Annotated in this window: 16 protein-coding genes and 1 tRNA gene; 4 read left to right on the forward strand and 13 right to left on the reverse strand. The window is 55.5% G+C overall.

Translation table 11 applies throughout. The features are described 5' to 3' along the window. Positions 1 to 44 precede the first annotated feature (44 nt). Complete coding sequence (locus tag BW979_RS04955) at positions 45 to 1,805, forward strand: terminase ATPase subunit family protein (protein ID WP_076383328.1); 1,761 nt, start codon at positions 45 to 47, stop codon at positions 1,803 to 1,805. Further along, complete coding sequence (locus BW979_RS04960; RefSeq protein WP_076383329.1) at positions 1,805 to 2,860, forward strand: phage portal protein; 1,056 nt, start codon at positions 1,805 to 1,807, stop codon at positions 2,858 to 2,860. The genes BW979_RS04955 and BW979_RS04960 overlap by 1 nt, the downstream gene beginning before the upstream one ends. Positions 2,861 to 2,895: 35 nt before the next feature. Here the strand turns inward: BW979_RS04960 and BW979_RS04965 are convergent, their stop codons facing one another. The 3 genes from BW979_RS04965 to BW979_RS04975 all read right to left on the reverse strand — a co-directional run bounded on the left by BW979_RS04965 (position 2,896) and on the right by BW979_RS04975 (position 5,678). After that, positions 2,896 to 3,570, reverse strand: coding sequence for an RloB family protein (locus BW979_RS04965; RefSeq protein ID WP_076383330.1), 675 nt, complete (start codon positions 3,568 to 3,570; stop codon positions 2,896 to 2,898). 2 nt (positions 3,571 to 3,572) lie between these two features. Then, on the reverse strand, positions 3,573 to 4,832 hold the full coding sequence (locus BW979_RS04970) for an AAA family ATPase (protein ID WP_076383331.1): 1,260 nt from the start codon (positions 4,830 to 4,832) through the stop codon (positions 3,573 to 3,575). Positions 4,833 to 4,985: 153 nt separating this feature from the next. Next, the gene (locus BW979_RS04975; protein ID WP_076386533.1) at positions 4,986 to 5,678 is read right to left on the reverse strand and encodes an SOS response-associated peptidase family protein; all 693 of its coding nucleotides are present in this window, start codon (positions 5,676 to 5,678) and stop codon (positions 4,986 to 4,988) included. Positions 5,679 to 5,775: 97 nt separating this feature from the next. Here BW979_RS04975 and BW979_RS04980 point away from each other — a divergent pair, with 97 nt between their 5' ends. Together BW979_RS04980 and BW979_RS04985 are read left to right on the forward strand one after the other, a co-directional pair. Continuing rightward, positions 5,776 to 6,207 carry a LexA family protein gene (locus BW979_RS04980; protein WP_076383332.1) on the forward strand — a complete coding sequence of 144 codons (432 nt, stop codon included), beginning with the start codon at positions 5,776 to 5,778 and terminating at the stop codon, positions 6,205 to 6,207. Further along, a complete protein-coding gene (locus tag BW979_RS04985) occupies positions 6,194 to 7,474 on the forward strand; it encodes a Y-family DNA polymerase (RefSeq protein ID WP_076383333.1) in 1,281 nt (426 codons plus the stop codon). The genes BW979_RS04980 and BW979_RS04985 overlap by 14 nt, the downstream gene beginning before the upstream one ends. A 15-nt stretch (positions 7,475 to 7,489) precedes the next feature. Here BW979_RS04985 and BW979_RS04990 read toward each other — a convergent pair whose 3' ends face one another. The 10 genes from BW979_RS04990 to BW979_RS05035 form a co-directional block, all read right to left on the reverse strand. After that, positions 7,490 to 7,711, reverse strand: a complete 222-nt coding sequence (locus BW979_RS04990; protein WP_076383334.1) for a hypothetical protein — start codon at positions 7,709 to 7,711, stop codon at positions 7,490 to 7,492. 94 nt (positions 7,712 to 7,805) lie between these two features. After that, on the reverse strand, positions 7,806 to 8,609 hold the full coding sequence (locus BW979_RS27685) for a BRO-N domain-containing protein (RefSeq protein WP_076383335.1): 804 nt from the start codon (positions 8,607 to 8,609) through the stop codon (positions 7,806 to 7,808). A 71-nt stretch (positions 8,610 to 8,680) separates the two neighbouring features. Next, complete coding sequence (locus tag BW979_RS05000) at positions 8,681 to 8,887, reverse strand: hypothetical protein (protein ID WP_076383336.1); 207 nt, start codon at positions 8,885 to 8,887, stop codon at positions 8,681 to 8,683. After that, positions 8,884 to 9,042 carry a hypothetical protein gene (locus BW979_RS27575; protein ID WP_172833784.1) on the reverse strand — a complete coding sequence of 53 codons (159 nt, stop codon included), beginning with the start codon at positions 9,040 to 9,042 and terminating at the stop codon, positions 8,884 to 8,886. Before BW979_RS27575 ends, BW979_RS05000 begins: the two co-directional genes overlap by 4 nt. Before the next feature lie 1,108 nt (positions 9,043 to 10,150). Further along, complete coding sequence (locus BW979_RS05010; protein ID WP_076383338.1) at positions 10,151 to 11,035, reverse strand: hypothetical protein; 885 nt, start codon at positions 11,033 to 11,035, stop codon at positions 10,151 to 10,153. 181 nt (positions 11,036 to 11,216) lie between these two features. Further along, a tRNA-Thr gene (locus BW979_RS05015) sits at positions 11,217 to 11,292 on the reverse strand. A 75-nt stretch (positions 11,293 to 11,367) separates the two neighbouring features. After that, positions 11,368 to 12,192 (reverse strand): FkbM family methyltransferase, encoded by an 825-nt coding sequence (locus tag BW979_RS05020; RefSeq protein WP_076383339.1) that lies wholly within the window; start codon positions 12,190 to 12,192, stop codon positions 11,368 to 11,370. A gap of 331 nt (positions 12,193 to 12,523) precedes the next feature. After that, positions 12,524 to 13,756, reverse strand: a complete 1,233-nt coding sequence (locus tag BW979_RS05025; protein WP_076383340.1) for a methyltransferase — start codon at positions 13,754 to 13,756, stop codon at positions 12,524 to 12,526. Continuing rightward, positions 13,737 to 14,426: an ABC transporter permease gene (locus BW979_RS05030; RefSeq protein ID WP_076383341.1), complete on the reverse strand. Its 690-nt coding sequence runs from the start codon at positions 14,424 to 14,426 to the stop codon at positions 13,737 to 13,739. Before BW979_RS05030 ends, BW979_RS05025 begins: the two co-directional genes overlap by 20 nt. Continuing rightward, the gene (locus BW979_RS05035; protein WP_076383342.1) at positions 14,423 to 15,118 is read right to left on the reverse strand and encodes an ABC transporter permease; all 696 of its coding nucleotides are present in this window, start codon (positions 15,116 to 15,118) and stop codon (positions 14,423 to 14,425) included. Before BW979_RS05035 ends, BW979_RS05030 begins: the two co-directional genes overlap by 4 nt. Positions 15,119 to 15,130 lie beyond the last annotated feature (12 nt).

The raw sequence follows: 15,130 nt of genomic DNA on the forward strand, positions 1-15,130 counted from the left end.
ACATCGCTACGCCTTCACGCGCGCGAGGCGTCAGCATCGCCGCCATGACTACAACCGAAGCCACTCCCATCCGCGATAACCGCCGCCAGGCCAAGTTCCTTTACTGGACCGGCCTGCGGATCTGCGCGATTGCAGAAATGCTGGGTGAAAAGGAGAAGACCGTTCATGCGTGGAAAACGCGGGATGAATGGGACCGGGCCGACAACGTCGAGCGAATCGGTGGTGCGCTGGAAGCGCGCCTGGTGCAGCTGATCCTGAAGGAAGGCAAGACCGGCGGTGATTTCAAGGAAATCGACCTATTGCACCGCCAGCTGGAACGGCAAGCCCGGATCGAGCGATACAAGGCCGGCGGTACCGACACTGATCTGAACCCCAATCTGGCGAAACGCAACGAGGGGCCCAAGAAGAAAGCGGCCCGCAACGAATTCAGCGAAGAGCAGATCGAGCAGCTGACCGAGGCGTTCAAAGACGGATGCTTCGGCTATCAGTTGGATTGGTACCGGGCGAGCAATCAGCGCACCAGGGCAATCCTGAAAAGCCGGCAAATCGGTGCCACTTACTACTTTGCCCGCGAGGCATTCATTGACGCCCTGGTCACCGGGCGCAATCAGATTTTTCTGTCAGCGTCGAAAAACCAGGCGCACATCTTCAAGGCATATATCCAGGGGTTCGCCCGCGAGGTTTGCGGCGTTGAGCTCACCGGTGACCCAATCATTCTGGCGAACGGCGCCGAGCTGCATTTCCTCGGTACCAACGCCCGAACCGCTCAGGGTTACCACGGTAATTTCTACTTCGACGAATTCTTCTGGACGTTCAAGTTCAACGAGCTGAACAAGGTCGCCAGCGGCATGGCGATGCAGAAGCAATACCGTCGCACCTATTTCTCGACGCCGTCGAGCATGGCGCATGAGGCTTACACGTTCTGGACCGGCGAGCGCTTCAACAAGGGCAAACCGGTGGCCCAGCGCCTGAAGCTGGACGTCTCGCACGATGCGCTGCAGCAGGGCAGGTTGTGCGAGGACCGGATCTGGCGGCAGATCGTCACCATTCTGGATGCCGAGCAGCGCGGGTGCGATCTATTCGACCTGGAAGAGCTCCGCCTCGAGTACAACGCGGAGGCCTTCGCGAACCTGTTGATGTGCCAGTTCGTCGACGACGGGGCGAGCATCTTCCCGCTCAACGTCCTGCAACCCTGCATGGTCGACAGCTGGGTCGAGTGGTCAGAGGACTACAAACCCTTCGCCGCACGGCCGTTTGCCGATCGGCAGGTGTGGATTGGCTACGACCCAGCGGAAACCGGCGACAGCTCCGGTCTGGTGGTCGTGGCCCCGCCAGCTGTTCCAGGTGGCAAATTTCGTGTGCTCGAACGTCATCAGTTTCGCGGTATGGACTTCGCCGCCCAGGCCGAGGCGATCCGCCAGGTCACGATGCGCTACTGGGTGACGTACATCGGTATCGACATCACTGGGATGGGCTCTGGCGTGGCCCAGCTGGTGCGCCAGTTCTTCCCCAACGTGACGACCTTCAGCTATTCCCCGGAGGTCAAGACGCGCCTGGTGCTCAAGGCCTACGACGTGATTCACAAAGGGCGTCTGGAATTCGACGCTGGCTGGATCGACATGGCCCAGTCGCTCATGGCGATTCGCAAAACCATCACGGCCAGCGGCCGGCAGTTCACTTACACGGCAGGCCGAACCGACGAGACCGGACACGCGGATCTCGCCTGGGCGCTGTTCCACGCATTACAGAACGAACCGCTTGAGGGCCAAACCTCAACGAATACCGGCTTCATGGAGATTTATTGATGAGCAAACGCCGCAGCAGTACCCAGCAGTTGGCTACGTCGACCCAGCCCGCGATCGAGGGAGAGTTGCTGTCGGCAACCGGCGGCAAGATGGAGGCCTTCACCTTCGGAGACCCCACGCCGGTGCTCGACGAGCGGGGGATTCTCGATTACCTGGAGTGCTGGCTGAACGGCCGTTGGTATGAACCGCCGATGTCGCTTGACGGGCTGGCCAAGTCCTCCCGGGCCAGTGTGTTCCTGCAATCGGGTTTAAATTTCAAGCGCAACATGCTGGCCCGCACCTTTATCCCTCACAAGTTGCTGTCACGGCAGACCTTTGAGCAATTCGCATTGGATTTCCTCTGGTGCGGCAACGGCTATCTGGAAAAGCGCGAGAACATGCTACGCGGCACGCTCGGGCTGCAGCCTGCCCTGGGCAAATACATGCGGCGCGGCGCGGATCTCGAAACCTATTACCAGGTGCGCGGCTGGCGGGACGAGCACGAATTTAAGCGTGGGACGGTTTACCACCAGCGCGAGGCTGACATTAACCAGGAGATTTACGGCCTCCCTGAGTGGCTGCCAGCGCTGCAAAGCGCGTTGCTCAACGAATCCGCCACCTTGTTCCGGCGCAAGTACTACAACAACGGCAGTCACGCCGGTTTCATCATGTACATGACCGATACCGCGCAGAACGAGACGGACGTCGCCGCGTTGCGCAGCGCGCTGAAGTCCGCGAAAGGGCCTGGAAACTTCCGAAATCTGTTCATGTACGCCCCGGGCGGCAAGAAGGACGGCATTCAGCTGATCCCAGTCAGCGAGGTCGCGGCGAAGGATGAATTCGGCTCGATTAAGAACATCAGCCGCGATGACATGCTCGCAGCGCTGCGTATTCCTCCCCAACTGATGGGCATCGTTCCGCAGAACGCCGGCGGATTCGGTTCGATCAAAGAGGCCGCGCAGATTTGGGCGATGAATGAGCTCGAACCGATACAGGCACGCCTTCAGCAACTAAATGAATGGCTGGGTGATGAGGTCGTGCGCTTCAACCCAATGGAACCGGTATCCATAAGTTAATTGCTCAGCGGCAGATTACTGCCGCTTTGCATTACTTAGTTTTTTATGTTCTGAAGGTAGTCAACTAGTTCGTGCACATTAGTCAATGGGTCAATGATGCCGCTTGTCTTCGATGAGCTTAATATCTGTCCGGCCCAAATTTTTGCCCGAGACAGTTCGTTAATGCGGGTCTTGAAACAGTTCGACGCGTTTTTTTTGTACTCTGGCCAGTAGTTGGATCTGAGATGGTCCTCCAGCTGTTCCGCAGCGCTTTTCTTTTGCGTCGCTCTGAAGGGCTGTTGTGTATAGAGAAAATGAAGTAAGAACCAGTACTCAAAACAAGGCGTCGAGGTTATTGCGTTAAAAGTTCCCTTTGGATTTTGACCGTTCACCAAGTCAACCGCTTGGTCAAATGTACTGTGTGTGTCTCTGTCGAATACGCAGAACACTTTATCATATGCATCCTTGCGGGCTCTGAGTTCGTTTTTGTACAACTCTATGGCATGTCTTACCACGTTAATCGGCGCTGAGCCGCATTCGGTATTAATCTCAATATTGGTTGAGCTTAATTCATAGTGATTCTTTATTTCTTCAAAATAGTTTTTTTCCGTTTTTTTTCCTTCGCACACTATTAGCACTTTGGAATAGGGGGCGCGAACAGCTTTCGCTCGCTTGATAACTTGAGCGCTGGCTTTTTTTCTATGAAACAGGTTTTCTTTATCTCTACCCATGATCAGCCTGCAAAACTCTTTATAAAAGGCAATGCACCGTAGCGCCCAGTAAGGTAGCCCTCCTCAAGATTTTCCCGACCTTTACGAGGACTGAAATCAGTCAAAGGGTATAGGTGGGTGGCTTGTTCTCGGTCCTTTTCACAGAACCAGATTTGATCTCTACGGAAAAATTCTTGATCCAGAATTGAGGTTTCGTGAGTAGTGAAAACTAGTTGTGCATTATTAGGGTTCAGCGTGCTGTCGTGAAAGAATCGAACCAGAAATTTAACGATTGTCGGGTGCAAACTGTCATTCAATTCGTCAATGAATAGGACCTTCCCCGTCCTTAAAACGTCCAGCCACGGACCGGAGAAAGAGAATAGTTTTTGAGTTCCATTTGATTCATCAAAAAAATCAAACTCTACCGGGGTTCCACTTGCAGATTTGTGCACAGTCTTGATTTTGAAAATTTCTCGATCTTTTACTGATGCTAAAATCTGGTTCTTTACTTCCGTGGGCATCTCATCAGGCAGATGTTCAGCGGAAAATTTTTCTGTCTCCACAGTGATGTCGTCAATGTCCAAATCTGCGGATTTCAGAAAGCGAAGTACTTCATCTTTGGTTTGCTCTTCTGTGCAGAGTTTTGCGGAATAATTTTCCGTAAAACCATTGATAGAGGCAATTTTCAAAGTGTTTTTGAACCAGTTATGAATAGGTTTTAATTGCTTGCTGTTGAGTTTTACGGCTGTGGAAAGAAATAGCGAGTCGTCCCTCGTCGCGTCCTGCCACATCTTTTTGTGTCCGGTCAAAGCCGGGCCAAAATCCCAATTATAAGTATTGGATGATTCCTGCCACTCGCGGAAAAACCACTTTTGGGCGCGTCCACTTGGGTATGCAATCAACCATTCGTCATGAAATCTGACCGAGTCGGAGGTGAATCCGTACACATATTTGACACCCGCGATGACGAAGATCACTTCAAATTCAGACGGGGTTTCACCTGTATACCCATCCAACATGAATGGATCCGACAGGACGCCGTCAGTACTGTCGCCCGATCCAAGGATGAGGTCCCTCATGGCGTCGATGCTGCGAATGACATTCGTCTTTCCGGCGGCATTGGCCCCATAGATGACTGCTGATCGGAGCAAATTCATGTTGCTCGGAGCACCCGTTGTAAAGGTGTTTGTGTCGGTCAGTTCGTCCCCCTTGGCCTGCACCATGATCAAGCTCTGCTCGTCACGGATGGAACGCCAGTTCCTGACTTTGAATTGAACCAACATGGTACTACCCCATCCTGAGTCGCGTTTTTTGACAAAAAACGTCGAAATATTGATTGAGATGACTGTAGCACGGTTTTTTAGTGATACGCCTACTTTCTATAACGCCCGTTTGGGTGAGCTGATCGCGCCACATTAAACGATAGGAGATTCTTTTCACTCTTCAGTTGGAGTTATGAGATTTGACCCCTGATTTCGGACGTTCCCCACGGCTTTGCTCACCGTATACCAAGTGAAATCTGCGGTAGGCCGACAGCCCTCCACAGCAATTTTTACAGCGCGGTCGGTTGAAGTTTCAGGATCGATCCATTCCCGCGCGAGCTCCGGCGTCAGTACAAGCGGTCGGCGATCATGGATGTCGACCATGCCGGCATCACTGGCCGCAGTGATAATCACAAACCCGTCGCTGTCGATCGGCTCGAGCCCGCGGTGGACCTCCCCCAGCGCGGCGAAGAACATTGGCCGCTGGTCTTTCAGCGTTATGAAATAAGGCTGCTTTTTCTTCGGATCGGTTGCGTCCTTCACCCATTCGAACCAGCCATTAGCCGGCGCCAGGGCACGGCCGTTTGGCCACAGCTGCTTGAAAAACTTACCTGTCATCACCGTCTCAACCCTGGCGTTAATCGGGTCGGGACGCTTCCCTTTTGCCCAGAAGGGTGACCATCCCCATCGCACTTTGTCGACGCTCAGTTCGTTGCCCACCTGCTGGATGATCTCAACCCGGGTTGTCGGAGCGACGTTGTACCGTTCGATCGGCCAGAGGTCATAACCGTTGATCACCAGCTGCTGGGGAGCAAGCTCCTTCAGGTAGTGATCCATTGGTTCATAAATTGAGTACCGTCCGCACATGCTGTCACCCGTCGAATGTTCTGCCTTTGAGATTGACCACGATCGGACTTGATCGTTTACTGTATGCACGTACAGTAATATCGTAGGGTCTTGCATCATGAGTTTTACAATCGTTGGCCCATTGTCGGCAGGTGTTGAAAGGCTTCCGCTCTGTTCTTTTCAAGTGCCGGCGGGGTTTCCGTCCCCGGCGGCGGATCACATCGAACAACACATTTCGCTGGATGAGCTCTTTGACATCCGTGCGCCTCATGTCTACCTGGTAAAGATAGAGGGCGACAGCATGCGTGGAGCGGGAATTTTCTGGGGCGACCTGGTGATTGTTGATCGGAGCCTTGAGGCAAAGCATGGCGACGTTGTGATAGCGACGATCAACGCCGAACCCGTTTGCAAACGGCTGCACCTGCGAGAAAGCACGATCATTCTGATGTCTGAAAACAGTAAGTTTCCCCCTCGCCATGTAATGGAGGGCGATGAGTTGCTTATCTGGGGCGTAGTGAAATACAGCGTGCGCAACCATGAAAAAACCTGAGCCTGTTTTTGGTTTGATCGACTGCAATAGCTTCTATGCGAGCTGTGAGCGCGCGTTTCGCCCGGATTTAGCTAAGACTCCGATCGTGGTGCTGTCGAACAATGACGGTTGCGTCATTGCACGGAGCTATGACGCTAAGCCGTTCGTGAAGATGGGTGCACCGTATTTTCAAATTAAAGACGATCTTCGCCGCCATGGCGTGGTGGCGTTCAGCAGCAATTATGCTTTGTACGGCGATATGAGCCAGCGAGTGATGTCCATCATCGAATCCATGGTGCCAGCCCTGGAGGTTTACAGCATCGACGAGGCGTTCGCCGACCTGACCGGTATTCCCGGGGAGCTGACGCGGTTTGGCCGTAACGTCCGCGCGACTATTTACAAACGCACGGGCATTCCGGTCGGCGTCGGCATTGCACGGACAAAAACACTCGCAAAACTGGCGAATCACACCGCAAAGCGGTTGCTCGACGTCACGGGTGGGGTGGTCGACTTGTGCGATCCGTTCAAGCGTGACTGGACGTTGCGTAACACCGACGTCGGCGAAGTCTGGGGCGTAGGCAGGCGTATGAAGGCACATCTGGAGACCATGGGAATCAAGACAGCTATGGACTTAGCCCAGTGCGATCCCTGGACACTTCGAAAGAAATTCAGCGTGGTGATTGAGAAAACGGCCCGGGAACTGGCTGGCACACCTTGCCTGGAGTTGGATGAGGTCGAGCCGCCAAAGCAGGAAATTTGCTGCAGCCGGATGTTCGGCAAACGTCTGACCGAGATCGAGCCGATCAAAGAGGCGGTGGCCAGCTACATGCACCGCGCTTCGGAAAAGCTTCGAGCGCAAAACTCCCTCTGCAAGAAAGTCCGCGTGAGCATCCGCACGGGTATGTTTAACCCGGAGGAAGCGAAGTACGCCAACGGGGCAATGGTAGAGCTACCGTACCCAACTAATGATGTGCGTCTGTTGACCAAAGCGGCGACCGAGGCAGTCCACCGGCTGTTCCGATCGGGTTTCAAATACAGTAAAGCTGAGGTGCTATTGATGGACCTCCGACAACCAGGTGAGTTTACGGACGATTTGTTCGCCCAGTCGCAACCTGTCGCCGCCGAGAAGGTTATGGCTGTCTTGGATCAGATCAACGGACGGTGGGGAAGGGGAACGCTCCGTGCTGCAAGTGTGCCTGGTGATCCGCAATGGGCGATGCGACGCGATCTGATGAGCCGCAGTTTCACGACGAAGATCGACCAGCTCTGGACGGTCAGCGCCAAGTAAACGGTTCGTGCGGATTTACCGGCTTCCATGACCGCGCAAAAGCCCGATCGCGCTGCTGATGCCTTGAGCGTTTGTATCCAGGGTGGTCAGCGCGCATTTGATGTTTGCGTGTAGCTCGGTCGCACCAGTTTTCATTAAATGGAGGGCAAGCTCATCGATGCATGCACTCAAAGCTTCCTGGTTCAACGTGAGCAGCTCTAACACATCAGCGACAGTTTCCGCGTCCTGTTCTCGCATTGCCAATCTCCTTGTCAGCTGTTGGAGGGGGGGCCGTTAGTGTAGGTGATGGAAGCCCTTACCGTTCGCTTACCTGGACGGTAAGGGCGCCATGTCACTGAGCTTGGATTTGGGCCGGCTTCTTGAACACCCAGCACTTGGTCGTGGTTTTGCGAATGATGCTGTCCACCGCCTTCAACCCCAAAAACTGCGGGTCGGTGCAGCGCTTCAGGGCATTCGTGACATCGGTGCTGATGACTGTCTGGATACCATTCGCCGCAAACAGTTCGACCAGGTGCGGCATGTTCAGGCCGATCAGCTGCGGATCCTTGGAGTGGTTATAGGCAATTCCCTTGGAATCCAGCTGCAGCAGCGCGGCCCAGAAGTCGGCGACAAGGTCGGCCTGGGGAGGCTCGACGGTGCCGAGGCCATCCAGATCCGGTACCGGCAATCCCATGGATCCTGACAAACGCGTGATCTCCGCTCCTAGCGCTTCCCGCATGACTTTGTTGCGGCTGCGCATCAGCTCCTTCATCAGTCCCAGGCGGTGCTTCGACATGCTGATCTGTTGGCTAACGGTGAGCTTTTCACCGAGGGAGTAGCTGCCAGTCTTTCGCAACGACGGCAGGACGTCGTGGGTGACCCACCGCTTGAAGCGTTTCGCTTGGGGCTTTCGACTGCTGAATAGCAAGCTGTAAAGGCCCGCCTCGTTGACGATCATCATTTCCTGCTGTCCGCCAAGGGTGTCCATAGTACGGACCCCCTTTTCATCATCTTCCAAGCGGCCATATGCGTTGCGCGGATTGGCGATCTCCAAAACCCTGCATACATCTGCGGCAACAAACCACGTCTCTCCATCTTGCTCATCAAGGATCCGGACTGGCTGCGTTTCGAATTCAAAAAGCGACGGCGTCTTCATTGTCTTTGGCTCTGTTCAATAGTTTTAGAAGGGAGCGAAAAGGGGGGGCGTACTGCCCCCCCCTTTCGAGATCAGTTCGAACGTTGCTGGACGGTCGCCGAGCGGATGATCGCGCTGAGATCGTCACAGATCCGGTCCAGGAAACCCGCCAACATCTGAGGGGTGTACAAGCCAGGATGGTCGGCCTGCTGGGCGAGCGCGTGCACCAGGGCAAGCGAATCCCGCACCCGTTCCAAATCAAACAGATCAGTATCGGTAAGACCGTAGGGCCTTCTCATTGGGCACCGCCGTGCGTTTCCAGAACGCGCACCTGGTGCATGTGATGGTTGTAGCGCTTGAGGCGAGTGGCGAGGGAGGAGTTGGCATGCAACGCGGCGAGGGCCATGCGGCGGTGGGCGAGTGCCCGGATTCTGGACGGAATGAGAGCGGTCATATGGAGCTCCTAACGTTATCTGGAGCTGCCACGTTCGTTACCAAGCGAATGGGTGGCAGCTGTACGCAGGTTGGTAAACCGGGACGTTAGGAACCCGGCAGACCCGAAGGTCTCCCACGCACAGCCGCCATAACACGAAGCTGCGGGCACAAAAAAAGCGCCTGCTTTCGGATGGGGGCGCTGTTGCGCCTAACGTATACGGGTTACCAAGCCCGGTCGCTGAATTGGCAGCGACAACCAAAGCCTACTGAGGAAGGTAAAACCGGTCAAGGATTCCTTTACTTGTTTTACAGGATTCATGTCGGCACGACGATGATGCACCGGGCCAGCGGTGACGTCACGCGGACGCCGGAGACGAACAGGCTGGCGCGCACCGTGTTGGGGCAAGACCGGTCGGGCGGGGTGGGGCTTCACCTGGCGCGCGCCGTCGTCCCCCCGCCACGCCTGCGGGCTAAATCGGTCTTAATTTCTGCACTCCTGCACCCACTCTCAGACAGCGCCCGCTGGGCCTCTCCTGGCCGAACAGGCGCCGAGAAGACCCTACAGAACCCTGCGCCTATCCCCTGTTTTATGAGCGGCTAGGAGCGATGCATGAAGGCTCCGTTTTTAGGTGACCCACGGGAAACAAGTAATTTAGGTATGGAGGGGTAAGGAACCAGCTGGAGCCCGCGTGCGATGCGGTTTTGAGCACTTACTTTGCACTAGCTTTTTGGAGTAAGGAGGCGAGTAATTTTTCTGTAACAGTCTGATTTATATAGATATTTTATTTCCGATTTCTGACCTAGGTAAAAGGTAATGTTATTACTAGATATTACTTAAAACTTACCTAATCAAATCCTCTACAACCTTGTATTTCCTAGCTTTCAGAGGGGGGAGTAAAAAACTTACCAAAAATACCAGTTTCCCGTGGGTCAACCTAAAACGGGCATGGCTATAGCGGGAGGGCGGCGGCAGGTTCTCGCTCCCGTAGCTGCTCGCTTAAACGCAAATTGTCACCGGACTGTCAGCAACCACGCTAAGGCTCAAACCGACACGTCTGGAGCCCTTGAAAACAGTGGAGCGGGTGAAGGGAATCGAACCCCCGTTATTAGCTTGGGATATTCAGGGGCTAATTTTTAAGCTCGGGAAAATAATTCCGTCGCAACATTGTGGCCCCGTAGCCGGAAAGCGTAATAGAACTTAATAGGATCGTTAAGCCGAGCCACTTATTTAAATCAAGAATCTCGACGAAATAACTTATGCACAAGGTATAAGCGCCTATGGATAAAGCGTAGATTACTGTCGTGAAACAAGATAGCGTTATTTTGGCGATTTTGGAGGGCTGTAGAATGACGAACCAAAGATTTAGAAGTGTTCCGATTAATAAAATGTTAGCTAATGCGAACACAATCCAAAATGGAATGTTGTTGAAAGGGAGGTTCGAAGAGTTCTGTGTAAAAGCTAGCGAGGAAAGTCCAACGTAAAAACCAGTGCGAGGTTCTGGAACCGTCTGGCTAAGGTTTGGAATCCCCACGATGCGGCTCGTGACGTCGACAATCTCCAAAGGAGCTTTAGAGAATATTTCGACGACAAACCGGTCTCCTGGATTCAGAAGCATTGGCGCAATTGAGATTCCTTCCTTAACCTTCGATAAGGCAATATCCAGATTGGCTGGATTGGAATAAGTAATTTTGTAAGATAACACCGGTACTGAATCAACTACACGAGCGATGATCGGACTATCGAAGTCTTCTCTTTTAATCGGGACCTTCCCCGTGTTGGTTATTGCAAGAGTTAGAAAAGATCCGGTACTTACGTCTTGATCCTCATACAAAATCTTAATCCCGGGCCAAGCACTTTCTATTGAGCCCAGGTTTGTTAGTCCCCGTTTACCTAGCAGTTCATAGCTCAGTTGTTTTTTATCAGAGAAATATGCGCCCCAGTAGGGGCTGAAGATGAACAACGCTATTGGCAGTATGAAGGTAGCCAGAATGCTGAAAATTTTATTTTTCATTTGTCGCTCCCTGCATGATGGCACCCTGACGAAGCTAGGTCGTCTCGTCCGACTGTCAGCCCATCGCCGGAGTCGCAGGGGTATACCCACACGCAGCCCGCCGCGATGATCCTTATTACGCCTGTTGTTACGTTTTGCGCATAAACAAAAGGCTTGCATCGCTGCAAGCCTTTGTTTTGTATGGTGCCGGCACCAGGAGTCGAACCCGGGACCTACTGATTACAAGTCAGTTGCTCTACCAACTGAGCTATACCGGCGTGTGGGCGACGATTATAGCGATTGGGTGCGTTCTGTAAACCCCTGAATTCTGACTATTTTTGCAGGGCCTCGGCTCAGGCGCGGCGCACGAGGTTGCGCACTTTCTGCAAGGTTCGCCAGGTACGGCTGTTTTGCAGGGCATGGAGTTGGGCTTCGGCCCGTTCGGCGCGTTGCAGGGCGGCGGTGAGTTGCTGGTCTGGTTCGCTCAGGGGGTGGCTGAATTTGTGGCCTTTGCAGAATTGGAACCCGTCGAGGTTGCACGGGGGGATGTCGAAAGCGGGTTTGAGCGCCAGGTGTTCTTCGGCGAGGTAAAAGGTGTTGAGGCCGTCGAACAGGATGGAGTGATAGCCGGCTTCGGTGACGAGGGTTTCCCAGGTCTGGTCGCGGGCCCATGGGGTTTCGATGAGGATGATCCAGGGGCGCCAGCGGCTGAAGTCCATGCCGCGCAGCACGGTTTCTTCGTGGCCTTCGACGTCGATTTTCAGAAAGTGGATGGGGCGGTCCTGGGCGTATTGCTCGCAGATCGAAGTCAGGGTGCGGGACTGGACGGTCTGCTTGCTTACCTTCATGCCCGCGTCGCGGTGCTGTTGGGCGACGCTGGCTTCGACGGTGGACAGGCCCGTGTCGGCGATGGTGTAGAAGGTCAGGCTGGCGGCGTTTTCGCCGGCTACGCATTGCAGGTTGATGTCGTTTGGCCGTTCTTGGCAGAGAGCGTCGTAGTAGGCCTGCACCGGTTCGATGTTGATCCCGTGCCAGCCGTGATCGTAGAACGCCCGGGTCACGGAATCATCTGTTGGATGATTGGCGCCTACGTCCAGATAAAAGCCGTTTTCCACCGATTGAAGGGCGCGCCACAGGCGTATGTCTTCGAAGTTCTGTGCGTAGGAAATGAACGTCACGGCCAGTCCTTGTGTGTGTCGGCATTGTGTCAATCACGATACGAAAGGCTGTTGTACTGCACAGGCGCGATGGGCGCAATTGCTGGCGTGTGGGAGCACTGAGTTCGGCGGTTATGTCGTTTTGCTTGAACGCTTATGCACAACGGGCGGGGTGGGGCGACTGCCATCTTGCGATTTTGTGACAGCTTTCTCGTTTGCTCGCAAATGCCTGTTTTAATGGTTTTTTATCCATATGAACAAAAAATGACCAGCCTCGCTTCCAGCAGAAAATCGCGGATTAATTGGATCCAAGACAATTTCATCAACAGAGTTATCCACAGGCTGTTTCATGTCAGCGACGTTCGGCCAGCAGCATCAGATTTCGCGGCGTGAGGGGCGTTTCGCAGAAGGTGCCGAGGCGGACGTGGTAGTTTTTCTGGCTGAGGAAAAGCGCCCGATCCAGCACCAGCCACAGCTCAAGAGGCCGCCGGAAAAGGCCTCGGACCAATTCCAGGTTGCGCACTTGGGCCAGACGTTGATGGCCGGCCGCTTCCAGTGCCGACCAGTCAGGCGAGCCGACTGTGGATAAGTCTTTCAGGGCTGCCAGATCGGTGCAGTACTCGATGAAGGATTTTTCCAGCCAGGCGCTGGGGAGCGAGGGGGTGGGCAGATAGTCGTCGCGGCCCCGGATCTGTCGTTGCAGCAGGTCAAAACTCAGGCGCCGAGCCATGGACTGGTCCCGTTGCCGCCGGATGCGGGCGCCGGCGGTGACGGTTTCGGTCAGTGGCAGGCTGAGATCATCGAGCGTTAGCTGTAGGACCGAACCCTTGGCGACGTCGGACAGCGGTTGATAACGTTCAGCACTGATGCGGTTGTAGCAGCACGGGGCGATTGCCAGTTGAGTGCAGCCAGCGGCGCTCGCCAACTGCATCAGGCGCACATGCAGGTCGCCGCAGGCGTGCAGGGCTACCGGCGTGTGTTCAGGGCGGATCGCCAGGCCTGCCTCTGCCGCCAGCACGTCTTGCTGCAAGTGCGTGGCGGGCAGACGGTGGCGTTGGCTTAGTTGCTGGCCGCTGGCGACCAGGGCTGGGTCGTATTCCAGGCAAGTCAGTTGTTGTTCAGCCTGCAGCAAGCGTCGGCCAAGATGACCTTTGCCGGCGCACCAATCGAGCCAGTGGGTCGGTTTGGTAGCGAAGTGCAGGCGGCTGGCGAAGGCTTCGATTTGCTGCCATTTGCGCCCTGGCACGTCGACGCTGAGGCGATGGGCGGTGGTTTCGAGCTCTTTGCCCGGCAGTTCTGCGACGACGCTCAACGCATGGGAAATGCCCGCCAGTTCTGGGAATGGCGCGGGTGCATGTTGAATCAGCCAGGGTTGGTGATGGTCGTTTTCCGCGTCTTCCAGCGAACGCTGGCGTAGCCATTGGGCCAGCTCAGGGTAGGACCGTTCCCATGGCAGCTGCAGATGGGTGAACGGACGCGGTTTCCACAATGCCTGGTGCGTTGTGAGAAAAGCATCCAGCGCGGTGAAACGGGCGAGTAACGCCTCGCCCGTCAACACGCCGCTGTCAGCGTCCTTGGCAGGCATCGACGCGCAACCAGCGCTCCAGCTGCTTGAAGCCCTGCACCAGCATGAACGCCATCAGCAGGTAGAACATGCCGGCCGCGAAGAAGATTTCCACCGGCAGGTAGGTCCGGGCAATGATGGTCCGGGCCATACCGGTCAGCTCCAGCAGGGTCACGGTGCTCGCCAGTGCGCTGGCCTTGAGCATCAGGATCACTTCGTTGCTGTAGGCCGGCAGGCCGATGCGCGCGGCGCGAGGCAGGATGATGTAGAACAACGCCTTGGGTCGGGACATGCCCAGGGCTCGCGCGGCTTCGATTTCACCACGAGGGATGGCCTGGATCGCGCCGCGCAGGATCTCGGCGATGTAGGCGGCGGTGTGCAGGGTCATGGTGGCCGTGGCGCACCAAAACGGATCCCGCAGATAGGGCCACAGCGAACTGCTGCGCACGGCGTCGAACTGCGCCAGACCGTAGTAGACCAGGAACAGCTGAACCAATAACGGCGTGCCACGGAAAAAGAAAATGTAGGCGTAGGGTAACGCCCGCACGTACCACAGGCGTGAGGAGCGGGCGATGCCCAGCGGAATCGCCAGCAGCAGACCGGCGATCACGGCGATGGCGACCAGCTCCAGGGTCAGTGTCGCGCCTTGGGCCAGTTTCGGCAGCCACTTGATGATGACTTCCCAGTTCATTGGGTGCTCCTGGCAAAGCCGCGAGCGGCACGTCGTTCCAGAAAATGCATGCCGATCATGGCGAGCACGGTAAGGCCCAGGTACATGAACGCGGCCACCATATAGAAGGTGAACGGTTGCTTGGACACGGTCACGCCGATTTGCGCGTGCCGCATGATTTCTTCCAGGCCGATCACCGACACCAGTGCGGTGTCTTTCATCAGGATCATGAACAGGTTGCCCAGCCCGGGCAGGGCGATGCGCCACATCTGCGGCATGATCAGTCGAGTGAAGATCCGCCACTTGGACAACCCCAGCGCCACGCCAGCTTCGCGATGGCCCTTGGGAATGGCCAGGATCGCGCCGCGAAATACTTCCGTGGCGTAGGCGCCAAAGCACAGGCCCAGGGCGATGACGCCAGCGGCGAAGGCGTTGAGGGAAAGGTCCGGGTTACCGAAGTATTCGCCCAGGGCACGCATGAGATTGACGGTGCCGAAGTAGATCAGCAGCACCCAGAGCAATTCGGGGATGCCGCGAACCAGTGTCGAATAAGTGCCGCCCAGCCATTGCAGCGGCTTGTACGGGGAAGTCTTGGCCAAGGCGCCGAGCAAGCCGAGCACCAGCCCCAGGCAGAGGGCCGAGAGCGCCAGTTTGACGGTCATCAGCGCGCCAGCGGCGAGCGCCGGGCCGAATCCGTAGAGATCGATCATCATGGGTGTGTGTTC

This window comes from Pseudomonas sp. A214 (genome assembly GCF_900156295.1).
Lineage (GTDB): Bacteria > Pseudomonadota > Gammaproteobacteria > Pseudomonadales > Pseudomonadaceae > Aquipseudomonas > Aquipseudomonas rhizophila.